Origin of the sequence: Rhodococcus sp. NPDC056743 (assembly GCF_042790355.1) — a bacterium.
Lineage (GTDB): Bacteria > Actinomycetota > Actinomycetes > Mycobacteriales > Mycobacteriaceae > Rhodococcus_F.
Genome location: NZ_JBHTZI010000007.1, coordinates 412,781 through 425,772, shown reverse-complemented (window position 1 = coordinate 425,772; position 12,992 = coordinate 412,781). Strand labels below are relative to the sequence as shown.

12 protein-coding genes are annotated in these 12,992 nt (G+C 62.4%); 4 read left to right on the top strand and 8 right to left on the bottom strand.

What is annotated here, in order from left to right; genetic code table 11:
* Nucleotides 1-110 precede the first annotated feature (110 nt).
* Nucleotides 111-1,733 (bottom strand): AMP-binding protein, encoded by a 1,623-nt coding sequence (locus ACFRFQ_RS18675; protein ID WP_378660550.1) that lies wholly within the window; start codon nucleotides 1,731-1,733, stop codon nucleotides 111-113.
* 176 nt (nucleotides 1,734-1,909) lie between these two features.
* Between ACFRFQ_RS18675 and ACFRFQ_RS18670 the strand changes: the two genes are divergently transcribed.
* Complete coding sequence (locus tag ACFRFQ_RS18670; protein WP_378660647.1) at nucleotides 1,910-2,722, top strand: LuxR C-terminal-related transcriptional regulator; 813 nt, start codon at nucleotides 1,910-1,912, stop codon at nucleotides 2,720-2,722.
* Between the two features lie 2 nt (nucleotides 2,723-2,724).
* Here ACFRFQ_RS18670 and ACFRFQ_RS18665 read toward each other — a convergent pair whose 3' ends face one another.
* The 5 genes from ACFRFQ_RS18665 to dxr form a co-directional block, all read right to left on the bottom strand.
* On the bottom strand, nucleotides 2,725-4,539 hold the full coding sequence (locus tag ACFRFQ_RS18665; RefSeq protein WP_378660547.1) for a penicillin-binding transpeptidase domain-containing protein: 1,815 nt from the start codon (nucleotides 4,537-4,539) through the stop codon (nucleotides 2,725-2,727).
* Between the two features lie 49 nt (nucleotides 4,540-4,588).
* Nucleotides 4,589-5,425, bottom strand: a complete 837-nt coding sequence (locus tag ACFRFQ_RS18660; RefSeq protein WP_378660544.1) for a GNAT family N-acetyltransferase — start codon at nucleotides 5,423-5,425, stop codon at nucleotides 4,589-4,591.
* Between the two features lie 126 nt (nucleotides 5,426-5,551).
* The gene (gene ispG / locus ACFRFQ_RS18655) at nucleotides 5,552-6,709 is read right to left on the bottom strand and encodes a flavodoxin-dependent (E)-4-hydroxy-3-methylbut-2-enyl-diphosphate synthase (RefSeq protein WP_092808598.1); all 1,158 of its coding nucleotides are present in this window, start codon (nucleotides 6,707-6,709) and stop codon (nucleotides 5,552-5,554) included.
* Nucleotides 6,710-6,797: 88 nt separating this feature from the next.
* Complete coding sequence (locus tag ACFRFQ_RS18650) at nucleotides 6,798-8,018, bottom strand: M50 family metallopeptidase (RefSeq protein WP_378660542.1); 1,221 nt, start codon at nucleotides 8,016-8,018, stop codon at nucleotides 6,798-6,800.
* Between the two features lie 7 nt (nucleotides 8,019-8,025).
* Nucleotides 8,026-9,183, bottom strand: coding sequence for a 1-deoxy-D-xylulose-5-phosphate reductoisomerase (gene dxr / locus ACFRFQ_RS18645; protein WP_378660539.1), 1,158 nt, complete (start codon nucleotides 9,181-9,183; stop codon nucleotides 8,026-8,028).
* 120 nt (nucleotides 9,184-9,303) lie between these two features.
* On the opposite strand from dxr, the gene ACFRFQ_RS18640 reads away from it, so the two are divergent.
* A complete protein-coding gene (locus ACFRFQ_RS18640) occupies nucleotides 9,304-9,573 on the top strand; it encodes a DUF2631 domain-containing protein (protein ID WP_033236516.1) in 270 nt (89 codons plus the stop codon).
* 63 nt (nucleotides 9,574-9,636) lie between these two features.
* On the opposite strand, the gene rlmN is transcribed toward ACFRFQ_RS18640, so the two are convergent.
* A complete protein-coding gene (gene rlmN, locus ACFRFQ_RS18635) occupies nucleotides 9,637-10,746 on the bottom strand; it encodes a 23S rRNA (adenine(2503)-C(2))-methyltransferase RlmN (RefSeq protein ID WP_138873047.1) in 1,110 nt (369 codons plus the stop codon).
* Between the two features lie 102 nt (nucleotides 10,747-10,848).
* Here rlmN and ACFRFQ_RS18630 point away from each other — a divergent pair, with 102 nt between their 5' ends.
* Both ACFRFQ_RS18630 and ACFRFQ_RS18625 read left to right on the top strand, forming a co-directional pair.
* Complete coding sequence (locus ACFRFQ_RS18630) at nucleotides 10,849-11,259, top strand: lipopolysaccharide assembly LapA domain-containing protein (protein WP_378660535.1); 411 nt, start codon at nucleotides 10,849-10,851, stop codon at nucleotides 11,257-11,259.
* Nucleotides 11,260-11,354: 95 nt separating this feature from the next.
* On the top strand, nucleotides 11,355-12,197 hold the full coding sequence (locus ACFRFQ_RS18625; RefSeq protein WP_378660645.1) for an HpcH/HpaI aldolase/citrate lyase family protein: 843 nt from the start codon (nucleotides 11,355-11,357) through the stop codon (nucleotides 12,195-12,197).
* A gap of 84 nt (nucleotides 12,198-12,281) precedes the next feature.
* Here the strand turns inward: ACFRFQ_RS18625 and ACFRFQ_RS18620 are convergent, their stop codons facing one another.
* Complete coding sequence (locus ACFRFQ_RS18620) at nucleotides 12,282-12,986, bottom strand: class I SAM-dependent methyltransferase (RefSeq protein WP_378660532.1); 705 nt, start codon at nucleotides 12,984-12,986, stop codon at nucleotides 12,282-12,284.
* Nucleotides 12,987-12,992 lie beyond the last annotated feature (6 nt).

The following is a 12,992-nucleotide window of genomic DNA, read 5'->3' as shown; positions in this document are numbered from 1 at the left end:
GGTGCAATCCACCTTCACCCCCATTCTGGTGGGGGGCTGTACCCGGCTACCATTACCATGAGGGGCGATTTTTTAACCCGCCGGCTTTAAACAACGGCGCACAGCAAGATTTATCCCTTACGCAAGATGTACCGCTGAACCTTGCCACTCGGCGTCTTGGGCAAGCTCGGAACGAAGTGCACCGTCCGCGGGTACGCATGCGCCGCGAACTTCTTCTTCACCAGCGTCTGCAGTTCCTTCTCCAGCGCGTCGTCACCCTCGACGTCTTCACGCAGAACGACGAACGCCTCGAGAACCTCACCGCGCAACTCGTCCGGCATGCCCACAACGGCAGCCTCGATGACATGTTCGTGCATGACCAGCACACTCTCGACGTCGAAGGGGCCGATGCGGTAGCCCGCCATGATGATGACGTCGTCGTCGCGCGAGGAGAAGAAGAAGAAACCGTCCTCGTCCGTCATGCCCGCGTCGCCGGTGATGTACCAACGTCCGTCTTCAGTGAAGCGCTGTTTCGTCTTCTCGGGTGCGTCGACGTAGCCGGTGAACCACATCAGCGGACTGTTGTGAGTGTCGATCGCCACCCGTCCCGGCGTTCCGGCCGGCGCAATCTCGTCTGAATTGTCTTCCAGCACAGCAGTGGACCAGCCCGGCAACGGCAGACCCATGGAACCAGGGCGCACGTCCGCGCGCAGACCGTCGGCCCACGCGTTGACGATGAACATGCCGTGCTCGGTCTGGCCGTAGTGATCACGAACCTCGACGCCCAGCGAATCCTTGGACCAGGCAACAACATCCGGAGTCAGTGGCTCACCGGCGGACGACGCGCGCCGCAACGAGATACCAGCGGGGACAGGCGTTTTGTCGGCGCGCAGGCTGCGGTACACCGTCGGTGCTGCCGCAAAGTTGGTGACACCGAACTTCTCGATGATCTGCCACGTCAACGGTGCCGAGAAACCGGCGTGCAGCAGCAGGCTTCGAGTGCCGGCGGCCAACGGTCCGAGCAACGCGTAGTACAAACCGTACGCCCAGCCCGGATCAGCGGCGTTCCAGAACACGTCGTCCGCGCGGACGTCGAGACCGAACTCCTGATAAGCGTGGAACGACGCCAGGGCACGCACCGGAACCGGCACACCCTTGGGCGTTCCCGTGGTGCCGCTGGTGAACAACTGCACCATTGGACCGCTGCCGCCGACGGCCTGCGCGGCACCCTTCGGATCATCGGCATCCTGCGCCGCGACCAGGGCGGCGAAGTCCAACTCGTCGCCGAGCGCGCCACCCGCGACAATGATCCGCCACGGTGCGTCGGCGGGAATATCCTCGCCCGGCGCCAACTTGTCCAGCTGATTCGCGTCGGAAATGACGACCTTCGCGCCGCTGGCAGTCAACCGAAACGCAATCGCCGGAGCGGCGAACGCCGTGAACAACGGCACGTGAACTGCGCCGCGACGCCAGATCCCGAGCAACGCGACAACCAAATCCGCGGACTTGCCCATGAGTGTCGCAACATGGTCGCCCGGTTCGACTCCGAGGTCCGACAGTGCCGCAGCAAAACGGGCAGACTGCTCACGTAGGTACCCGTACGTGAGGTCCACTGAGCTAAGGTCTGCCTCGACAACGGTGAAGGCAACGCCGTCCGCGGGGTGCCGGTCGCAGAGCAGTTCTGCGGCGCTGGCGCCTGGGGTGTCGTACTGATCCAAAAGCTCACGCACCCGCGCCGTGGGATCGGTGCTCATCAACATGCTCCTTTTTCATGGTCGTATTGTGGGTCGGCGGGTTTGATCACCGACTCGTCATACGCAGTGTCCACCACTTATGATCTAGCTCACAAGGCAACTTCACTACCCCCGGAAAGGGGTGCGGCGTGACCCGAAGTTCATCGCCTCTTCTACGCCCCCGCGACGGGGACGCCATGCGGAGCGAACTCCGTTCGATCGCCTCTCAAGGCGTTGTTCCCGTGCTCTTCGGCGGCGAGGTGGAGGGCGAGACCCTGCACCTCACCGAGTTCGTCGGTACCCGCACCAACAATCTCAAGGGCCTCGCCATCCCGCCACGCTCCGGCATGGGCGGCCGCGCCGTCGCGCAGCGGGCACCGATCCTGGTTCACGACTACGGCAATTCGCAGTCCATCACGCATCATTTCGATCGGCCCGTGCTGAGCGAGGGTTTGCACTCCATCATCGCCGTGCCGGTCATGGTCGCCGGCAAATCCCGAGCGGTGCTCTATGCTGCAATCCGCGAGAGTGCCCCACTGGGCGACCGCGCCGGCGACGTCATGGTGTCCGCCTCCCGTCGACTGGGTATGGAATTCGCGATCCGCGACGAAGTCGACCGCCGCCTTCAGTTCCTGCAGGCCGCGTCGGCCGCCAGCAGCGATGGAATGTCCACCGAAGAAATTCGCGACGTGCACGCCGAACTGCGCAGCGTCGCCAACAGCGTCACGGATACCGATCTGCAGATCAAACTCCGCGGACTGTCGCAACGCCTTGCATCGATCCTTCGCCCTGCCGACCGCGACATCGCCGCTGCCGTGACCCTGACGCCACGCGAAATCGACGTCCTCTCCCAGGTCGCCCTGGGATGCACCAACGTCGAAGCAGCACAGCGTCTCTCAGTCAGCGCCGAGACTGTGAAGAGCTACCTGAGAAGCGCAATGGGCAAGCTCGACGCGAGCTCGCGTCACGAAGCGGTAGTGACCGCACGGCGACTCGGCATACTGCCCTGACGTCAGTAGCCCTCCGGGAGAGCGGCAAACATATCCCGAGTCACGCCCACAGCATTGTCCGAACTTCCGCCGCGCACAACCAGAGTCGCAAAAGCCAAGTCGCCCCGATAACCGACGAACCACGCGTGAGAGCCGCCGTCGACCTCGGCCTCACCGGTCTTGCCGTACACCTCACCCTGATCCTCGACGCGCTCAGCCGTACCGCTCGTTACCACCAAGCGCATCATGCCGCGCAACCCGTCCACCATCTCCGGACTGATGGACGTGCGCTCACCGTCGATGGTGGTTTCGCGACCCGAAATCAGTTGCGGCACCGGAGTGGACCCATGGGCCACCGTCGCCGCAGCCAACGCCATACCGAACGGACTGACAACCACCAGACCCTGCCCGAAACCGTCTTCGGTGCGCTGCACCAGATCCGGCGCCGGCGGGACGGAACCGGAATCGGTCGGCAACCCCACCACGTTGTAATCCGGGCCGATGCCGAACTGCGCTGCCGCAGTGGTCAAGGCTTCGGGTTCCATCTCGCTGGCGAGCTTCGCGAAAGTTGTATTGCACGAACGGGCAAACGCCGTTGCCATCGGCACCGTGCCAAGCGAGAACTCGTTGTAGTTCGGCACACTGCGCTCACCGATCTCGATGCGACCGGGGCACGGCACCATCGTCTCCGGTGTCGCCTGCCCACCGGAAATTGCCGCACCCGCAGTCACGATCTTGAACGTGGAACCAGGCGGGTACAGACCCGTTGTCGCGACCGGACCGTCACGGTCCGCCGCCTTGTTCTGGGCTACCGCCAGGATCGCGCCCGTGGACGCTTCGATCACCACCATCATCGCCTGATCCGCGTTCACATTGACGGCGCGCTGCGCCGCGATCTGAATATTGCGGTCGAGACTGATCGTGAACGACGGAACCGGTTGCGGCGCAGTCTCCGTCAGGATATCGCTGTCCACTCCGTTCTGGTTGACCGTCACGACGCTCCACCCGGCCTTGCCGTCCACCTCGTCGATGATCGTCTTCTTGATCTGCCCCAACAGATCCGGCGCGAATTCAGGGTCCGTGGAGACCAGATCCGATTCGTCGGACACGCTCACCCCGGAAATACCGGCCAACTGCGCCGCTACCCGCTCGTAGTCGTCGCTACGCAAGCGCGTGACCAGATAGTCACCCTTCACCGCCGTCGACGACTCCGCTATCGACTGACCGGACAGCGTGGAATCGAACTGAACCAACGTCGCCGCCAAGGCATTTGCCGCACCAACGACGTCGGAACTCTTCGAGCGATCGAACTTGACCCGGTACACAGTTCCCGGAACCAGAACATCGGTACCCGAATGCTCGTTGACCCGAGCCCGGGGCGCCGGTTTCGACCGCAGCGACATAGTCTGCTTGTCACCGAGTTTCGGGTGGACGTCGGTGGAACTCCAACGGACGGACCAGCCTCCGTCCTTGCGGCCCATCTGCATCTCGCCGTCGTACGTCCAGACGCGCTCTTTCGGCAGGTGCCAGACGTAGGTGTAGCCGACCGTCGCGGTATCGCCGTTGATCTTGACCCTGGTGGTCTCCGCCGTCATCGACTCGGCCTGTAACTCGTCCCACGTATCGTTCAACACAACTCCGGCGGCATCCGGTCGATCCGTCAACCCCGCTGCTTCCTCGATATCCCGGTCGGCAAACGCACTCAAGAACTGCTGAGCAACCGGTTCAGGACCCGCAGGCTTCGGAGTACACGAGCTAACCCCCACGGCCAGAAGAACAGCAGTGCAGGACGCCAGGAATTGAGCGGAGCGGCTACGCGCGAAAGTCCGAGTGTTCATCGGACCCCATACTAAGTCGAGACAATCTCAGAGCAGCGTTAGGCACGACTCAATCGAGGAGAACCGTCGCAAATGTTGCGACCTGCCGGAACCCGACTCGCGCATACGTGGACCGTGCCACGGTGTTGAAACTGTTCACGTACAAACTCGCGACCCTGCCGGTTGCCATGATCGATTCGGCGACAGCGGCCGTCCCTGTCACTCCGTATCCACGACCACGGAATTCGGGGTTGACCCACACACCTTGGATCTGACCGCACCGTGACGATACCGAACCCACCTCGGCCTTGAAAACAACCTGGCCGTCGTCGATTCTGGCCCACGCCCGGCCCGACGCGATCAAGCTCGCAACACGGTGACGGTATCCACGTCCACCGTCGTTCATGCGGGGATCGATGCCCACTTCCTCGATGAACATGGCGACGGCCGCCGGCAGGTAGATGTCGAGTTCGTCAGGTCTGACCTGCCGGACCAGCGGATCGGACAGACATGAAAGGGGTTCGGACACCGCGAGCAGCGGTTGTTCGGCGCGCACTTCCCGTGCGCTCCCCCAATCCAACTCGAGCATCTCCCACAACGGCAAGGCCAACTCGGCGCGACCGACCACCGACGAGCACATCCGCGGAATCCGGCACGCCCGATCCGCGAACGCGCGAATGCTGTCGATGTCGCCGCGAAGAGGTACGAGATTGGCACCGGCAAAACACAACGACGACGACGGGCCGCCGCGGCTCCACAGCTCACCGTGGATCATGCGTGGATCGACACCAGATTCTTCTACCCGAGAGGCGATCATGCACGACGCAATAGGGTCGGCGTCGAGGACACGACGAACGTCCTCGAGATCACGGCCGCCGACCGGCTTGGCTCCGAGGAGTTTCAGCATTGATTGACCCCTCCGCTCTCAGTGCGCCCGCGCTGCGCAGACTTGTGCACCCAGATTGCCACGAACCGGGAACTTGCGGGAAGGTTTCATCCGGCTATTGCTCAACTCACAGTGATGACGAGCTCATCAGCTCACCGTGACAACCGGTGCGCCGTCGGGAGATTCACCTTCCATGGCTTCTGCGATCTTCATAGCCTCCTCGATGAGAGTCTCGACGATCATGGCTTCGGGCACCGTTTTGATGACCTCGCCCTTCACGAAGATCTGGCCCTTGCCGTTGCCGGAGGCCACTCCGAGATCGGCTTCGCGGGCTTCACCCGGCCCGTTGACAACGCAACCCATCACGGCCACGCGCAGCGGGATTTCCATGCCCTCGAGACCCGCGGAGACCTGGTCGGCCAGCGTGTACACGTCGACCTGTGCACGCCCACAGGACGGGCACGACACGATTTCGAGCTTGCGCGGACGCAGGTTCAAGGACTGCAGGATCTGATTGCCGACCTTGATCTCCTCGGCCGGCGGCGCGGACAGTGACACGCGAATGGTGTCGCCGATTCCCTCTGCCAGGAGAGCCCCGAACGCCACAGCGGACTTGATGGTGCCCTGGAATGCGGGCCCAGCTTCGGTCACACCGAGATGCAGGGGGTAGTCGCACTTTGCAGCGAGCTGACGGTAGGCCTCGACCATGACAACGGGATCGTTGTGCTTGACGGAGATCTTGATGTCACCGAAGCCGTGCTCCTCGAACAACCCGGCTTCCCACAACGCGGATTCGACCAGCGCTTCCGGAGTGGCCTTGCCGTACTTCGCCATCAATCGGGGATCCAGCGAACCGGCGTTGACGCCGATACGAATCGGGATTCCGGCGTCACCGGCAGCCTTGGCCACCTCTTTGACACGGCCGTCGAATTCCTTGATGTTGCCAGGGTTGACGCGAACGGCAGCGCATCCGGCGTCGATGGCAGCAAAGATGTACCGCGGCTGGAAATGAATATCCGCGATGACCGGAATCTGGCTCTTCTTCGCGATGGTCGCGAGAGCGTCCGCGTCTTCCTGGCGTGGACACGCAACGCGCACGATGTCACAACCGGAGGCGGTCAGTTCGGCGATCTGCTGCAGCGTCGCATTGATGTCGTGAGTCTTCGTGGTGCACATCGACTGCACCGAGATGGGGAAATCGCTACCCACACCTACGTTGCCGACCTTCAACTGACGGGTCTTGCGTCGCGGAGCGAGAATCGCTGCGGGTGCGGAGGGCATTCCCAAACCGATGGGGGTGGTCACGTCTGTGCCTTCTTTCATAGCTTCACTGCAAGTTTAGCCGGGCTGCGGCTGTACGAGCGCCTGGCAACGATCGCGCTGATCACACCATTCAGAAAATCTTGATCGGATTGACGATGTCAGCTGTGAGTGTCAGCAACATGAACGCGCCACCGATCACGATGAACACGTAGGTGATCGGCAACAGCTTGGTGTAGTCCACCGGCCCACCGGCGATCAACCCACGCCGGGCGCGGAACCAGTCACGGATTTTCTCGTAGAAGACCACCGCGATGTGTCCACCGTCGAGAGGAAGCAACGGGAGGATGTTGAAAACGCCGAGGAAGAAGTTGATCGATGCCAGCAGCAGGACGAAGGTGGGCCACTCAGCCCGGTCCGCCGCTTCACCACCGATAACGCTGGCTCCCACGACACTGATCGGCGTGTCTTGCGCGCGCTCACCACCGGTGACCGACTCCCACAGCGCACCGACCTTCGACGGAATATCCGCCAACGCCTGCACCGACTGAACCATGATCTGGCCGGTGTAGTCGAAAGCGGCCGGTACAGCCGTGAGTGCGTTGTACCGCTCCCGTTCCGACTCGACTCCGACAATCCCGACCGCACCGACCTTGGTCAGCTCAGGTGTCGTGCTGCCTTCGACGGTGACGTATCGCTCGGCAGAGGTCACGGCAACCGGAATCTGAAGCGTCTGACCGTCGCGTTCGACGGTGAGATCAACCGTGCCGGAAGTGTCGCGGATTGCTGCTGATACTTCCTTGAACGTTTCCACTGGTGTTCCGTTGACCGCAGTAATGCGATCGCCCGGTGCAATGCCGGCCGCCTCCGCTGGACCGGTGCCTTCGCAGGGCGCCAATCCCCAACTCCGGTCCTGACCGTACTGCGTGGGCGAAACACACGACACCTTCTCGACAACAGCTGGTGCCGGATCCGACGATTGCACGCCCCAGCCGAGCAGCAAGCCGTAGATCAGCAGAAGGCCGAGAATGAAGTTCATCGCGATGCCGCCGGACATGACAACGACGCGCTTCCACGCCGCTTTCTTGTACATGGCGTGCGGTTCTTCTTCTGGCGTCATCTCGTCGAGCGCCGTCATCCCGGCGATGTCGCAGAAACCACCGAGGGGCAAGGCCTTGAGGCCGTATTCGGTTTCACCCCGCCGGAAAGAGAAGACCTTGGGACCGAAGCCGATGTAGTAGCGGCGGACCCTCATGCCCAGAGCCTTTGCCGTCCACATGTGGCCGGCTTCGTGCAGGGCGATGGACACGCCGATTCCGAGGGCGAACAGGATGACGCCCAATGCAAAAACCATGGAAGCTCTAGCCCTCCTGCTTCACGAGCTGACGCGCGCGTGTGCGTGCCCAGCCGTCTGCGGCCAGAACGTCGTCTACGGTAGTCGGTTCTGCCGACCATTCCGACGCGTCGTCGAGAACTGCGGACACCGTCCGGACAATTGTGGGGAACGTGATGACACCGTCGAGAAAGGCCTGCGCGGCAACTTCGTTGGCGGCGTTGTAGATCGCCGTGAAACATCCGCCTGCCTTGCCCGCGCTACGGGCCAACGCAACCGCGGGAAAGACCGTCTCGTCGAGGGGCTCGAACTCCCATGTGGATGCCTTCGTGAAATCGCACGCCGTTGCCGCGCCCGCAATCCGATCAGGCCATCCCAGGGCGAGCGCGATGGGGAGTTTCATATCCGGTGGGCTGGCCTGCGCCAGGGTAGAGCCGTCGAAGAACGTGACCATCGAGTGCACGATCGACTGCGGATGGACAGTGACGTCGATGCGGTCGTAGTCGATCCCGAACAGCAGGTTGGTCTCGATCAATTCGAGCCCCTTGTTCACCATCGTCGCCGAGTTGAGTGTGTTCATCGGGCCCATCGACCACGTGGGATGGGCGCCGGCCTGCTCGGGTGTCACCAATTCCAGCGCTTCGGCACTCCACCCACGGAACGGACCGCCGGATGCAGTGAGAATCAGGCGGGAGACCTCGTCTGCGGTGCCACCGCGAAGGCACTGTGCCAATGCCGAATGTTCGGAGTCCACCGGAACGATCTGACCGGGTGCGGCAGCCTTGGTCACGAGTGCGCCGCCCGCAACCAGCGATTCCTTGTTGGCCAACGCCAGTCGCGCGCCGGACTCCAAAGCAGCCAGGGTCGGTTCCAGACCCAGCGATCCCACCAACGCGTTGAGGACGACGTCGGCACCGCTTGCGCGAACCAACTCTGCTGCAGCGGTCGGCCCTGATCGAGCCGTCACACCGTCGAGCGCATCCGCGGCGTCCGGATTCGCCACCGCAACTTCTGTCACCCCGGTCGCCCTGATCTGCTCGGACAACAACTCGACGTTGTTGCCACCCGCAGCCAAGCCGACCACCTCGAACCGTTCGGGGTTGGCTGCGATGACTTCCAGGGCCTGCGTACCGATGGAACCGGTACTGCCGAGGAGAAGGACGCGGGTGGGTGTGGTTTCCTGCACGCATCCATTGTTGCTGATAACACCTGAGAACAACCTTATCGACGCCCCACTACGTACGACGGTCGGTCGTATGTCACCATATTGAGCAGTAGTGCAACCTATTGAGCAGGAGGATCGACCGTGGCCGATACCCAGTTGGACGTCAAGTCCAGCGCCCCCGTCGTGGTCTCACATGTCGATGAGGCCGAGGTTCCCTCTGCCGCATGGGGGTGGAGTGGTGAAAGCCTCAAGACTTTCCGTATCGCCGGATGGTTCTTCACGGCATTCCTGCTTCTGATGATCATCGGCAATCACAGCGGCAAGGTCGAAGACCTGTGGCTGATCGGCACCGCCGCTTTGATGGCCATCGTCTTGATCCGCGACGTGATCGTCCGTCGCCACCCGCGATAACCAACGCAAACAAAAGACCTCCACGAACCCTGGGTTCGTGGAGGTCTTTTGTTATGGGGCGCTTCAGTTTTCGGCGGCCAACTGACCGCACGCAGCTGCAATTTCCTGACCACGGGTGTCACGGACCGTGCAGGACACACCCTGTGCGATGACGCGGCGAACAAACTCCCGCTCGACGTCCTTCGGGCTCGCGTCCCATTCACTTCCCGGCGTCGGGTTCAGCGGAATGAGATTGACGTGAACCAGTCCGCCGAGGGCTTTCTTGAGTTTCTTGCCGAGCATGTCCGCGCGCCACGGCTGATCGTTGACGTTCTTGATCATCGCGTATTCGATCGACACACGACGGCCGGTCTGATCTGCGTAGTACCGCGCGGCCTGCAGAACCTCAGCCACCGACCACCGATTGTTGACCGGCACCAAGGTATCGCGTAGCTCGTCGTCAGGAGTGTGCAATGACACCGCCAGCGTGACGCTCAGGCCTTCGTCGGCGAGCTTGCGGATGGCCGGAGCCAGACCGACCGTCGACACCGTGACGGATCGCTGAGACAGCCCGAGACCGTCCGGCGCCGGTGACGTGATGCGACGGACAGCCGCGACGACGCGCTTGTAGTTGGCCAGCGGTTCACCCATGCCCATGAAGACGACGTTGGAGAGACGGCCGGGTCCACCCGCAATTTCACCGTCGCGCATAGCAGCAGCGGCGTCGCGAACCTGGTCGACGATTTCCGCGGTCGACAAGTTGCGATCGAGACCACCCTGGCCGGTAGCGCAGAACGGACATGCCATTCCGCAGCCGGCCTGGCTGGAGATGCACAGCGTCGCGCGATCGGGGTACCGCATGAGAACGCTCTCGAGAAGCGTGCCGTCGTGCGCCTTCCACAGCGTCTTGCGGGTATCGCCGGCATCGCAGGCGAGGTGTTTGACCGGTGTCAGCAACCTCGGAAAGAGCGATTCCCCCACCTTCTCGCGTACCGCTGCGGGCAGATCCGTCATCTTCTCGGGATCAGCTTCGAGGCGAGCGTAGTACTGGCGGGCGATCTGATCGGCCCGGAAAGCCGGCAGCCCGAGCTCCTTGACCGCCTCTTTGCGCTCGTCGGAGTCGAGGTCAGCGAGGTGCCGAGGGGGCATTCCACGCTTGGGTGCATTGAAAACGAGGGGAAGAGAGGCAGCCATAGTTACACCATTCTCCCATTGATTTGGCGTTCACCCCTACTTCGGGCCGATCGATGGCCGAGAACACGTGCATGTTGGCGGTTCGTGCGTGATGATCAACTCATGTCGAGCACACCAGAGGATCCCTCGAACGCGCCCGTGTACGGCCCGGCTGACGGGTTCGGATCCGATCCACAACTCCCCGCCGCTGATGATGCGACGGCCGTGGAGAAACATGAACCGGAGCCGGCAGCAGCACCTACCCCGACTCCCAGCGGGACTGCCGTCACCGACCGAACTCGCGCGGCAACAACCTGGGTTGGCCTGGTCATCGGTGCAATCGTGCTGATACTGCTCCTTGTTTTCATCCTGCAAAATCTGGAGAACGTATCGGTCAAGATCCTGGCCTGGCAATTGGACTTCCCACTGGGAATTACCATTCTGCTGGCGGCCATTGCCGGCGCCCTCATCATGGCCCTCGCCGGCGGTGTCCGAATTGTTCAGATTCGCCGTGCAGCCAAGCGCCAGCTGTGACTGAAATCTAGTTACGCAATTGGGTCGATCGGTGGTCTGCCAGGCATCATTGGTGTCGTACAAATCACCGGAAAGGACCTGTTGTGACCACTCACATGGAGAGACCTGTGACCGTGCGGATCGCACCTGAACACGCGAGATCATGGCTACTCGTCCCCGCGTCCAAACCGGACACTTTCACCGCCGCGCTCGACAGCGCGGCCGATGCCGTGATCCTCGACGTCGAGGACGCGGTCGCCCCGGCGCACAAGCCGAGGGCCCGAGAAGACGTCGTCGCCTTCTTGAGCGGACATGCCCGTGCCTGGGTACGCATCAACGATGCCACCACACCTTTCTGGGAAGAGGACCTCGCCGCACTGTCCGGCCTCCCCGGTCTCGAAGGTGTCATGCTCGCAAAGACCGAAAGCGGTCAGCAGGTCGACGCCACCGCCGAACGCCTCCCCGAGGGTACGAAGATTCTTGCTCTCGTCGAATCAGCAGTCGGACTGGAGGCAGCACCGGAAATCGCCCGAACCGAGGGCACGTTCCGACTGGCATTCGGCAGTGGGGATTTCCGCCGCGACACCGGAATGGACGACTCCCCTACATCGATGTCCTATCCGCGCTCACGGCTCACCATCGCCAGCCGCGCCGCCCGGATTGCCGCTCCCATCGACGGCCCGACGTTGGGTACCGATCTTGATCTGCTGTCACGCGATTGTGCGATCACGCTGTCACTCGGAATGGCAGGCAAGCTCTGCATGACACCGGCACAAACAGAACCCGTCAACACAGGTTTGAGCCCCTCGATTGCCGACGCCGCCTGGGCGCAGGACGTCATCGACGATCTCGGCGAGGACGGCTCACGCGTGCGCGACGGTAGTGACCTGCCGCGACTGGCAAAGGCAAAGAAGATTCACGCCCTTGCAACCCTGTTCCACATCCCGACTCACAACTAATTTCCGCATAGTTCTGAATCGGTGCAGATTGCGTCAGGCGCTCATGCTCACGAAGAGCGCCTGACGTGTGACTTTCCCGAAGATTTACAGCAATTCCAAAGACCGCGGCTTGAACCGCACGTGCACGCGATAGCGCACAGGGAACGACAGTCCCGACACTCCCGAGAACGCGCGCGAGGCAGTTTTCTCGGTGAATTCAATCCCCAGAACCTTGCGCATATCGTCCTGATTCCGAAATTCCCATCGGGTGTCCACCCGGCTCAGTGAAAATCCCTGAGCCTCGAAGAATGCCTCTACGGCGGCCGCGTCGTACTTGGGTAGATCAGCTCGCATCCAGTCTCCGTACGGCGACGCACTGACATCGAGATCGACAATCACCAATGCGCCACCAGGCCGCAGGATGCGCATCGCCTCTGCGATGCCCCGGCCACAGCCCTTCCCGAAGAAGTACGCCGTGCGCGCATGGACGACATCGACAGACGAATCCATCAGCCCGGTCGATTCCGCAGACCCGGCAACGACGTCGATCTTCGCGTCGTCGCGAGTTCGAGCCTGGGCCAATCGCACCAGAGGTGCGTGCGGTTCGACACCGACGACCCGGCGCGCAGTGCGCGCGAACTCGGGCAGATGGAAACCGGCGCCACAACCGACGTCCACGACGTCACGATCCGCCCAGTCTGCAACCGCACGCATTGATGTCCAGATTGCGCCGTCGATGTCCTGAGCGCGATTCTCCACCTCGTACACATCTGGCCAATGCCAGATGTTCGGACTGGGAATCGGAGTCACGCTGCG

Coding starts and splice junctions, on each gene's coding strand:
- ACFRFQ_RS18670 (WP_378660647.1), top strand. CDS start 1,910: ATGCGGAGCGAACTCCGTTCGATCGCCTCTCAAGGCGTTGTTCCCGTG.
- ACFRFQ_RS18660 (WP_378660544.1), bottom strand. CDS start 5,425: ATGCTGAAACTCCTCGGAGCCAAGCCGGTCGGCGGCCGTGATCTCGAG.
- ACFRFQ_RS18630 (WP_378660535.1), top strand. CDS start 10,849: ATGTCGAGCACACCAGAGGATCCCTCGAACGCGCCCGTGTACGGCCCG.
- ACFRFQ_RS18625 (WP_378660645.1), top strand. CDS start 11,355: ATGGAGAGACCTGTGACCGTGCGGATCGCACCTGAACACGCGAGATCA.
- ACFRFQ_RS18675 (WP_378660550.1), bottom strand. CDS start 1,733: ATGAGCACCGATCCCACGGCGCGGGTGCGTGAGCTTTTGGATCAGTAC.
- ACFRFQ_RS18650 (WP_378660542.1), bottom strand. CDS start 8,018: ATGGTTTTTGCATTGGGCGTCATCCTGTTCGCCCTCGGAATCGGCGTG.
- rlmN (WP_138873047.1), bottom strand. CDS start 10,746: ATGGCTGCCTCTCTTCCCCTCGTTTTCAATGCACCCAAGCGTGGAATG.
- ACFRFQ_RS18665 (WP_378660547.1), bottom strand. CDS start 4,539: ATGAACACTCGGACTTTCGCGCGTAGCCGCTCCGCTCAATTCCTGGCG.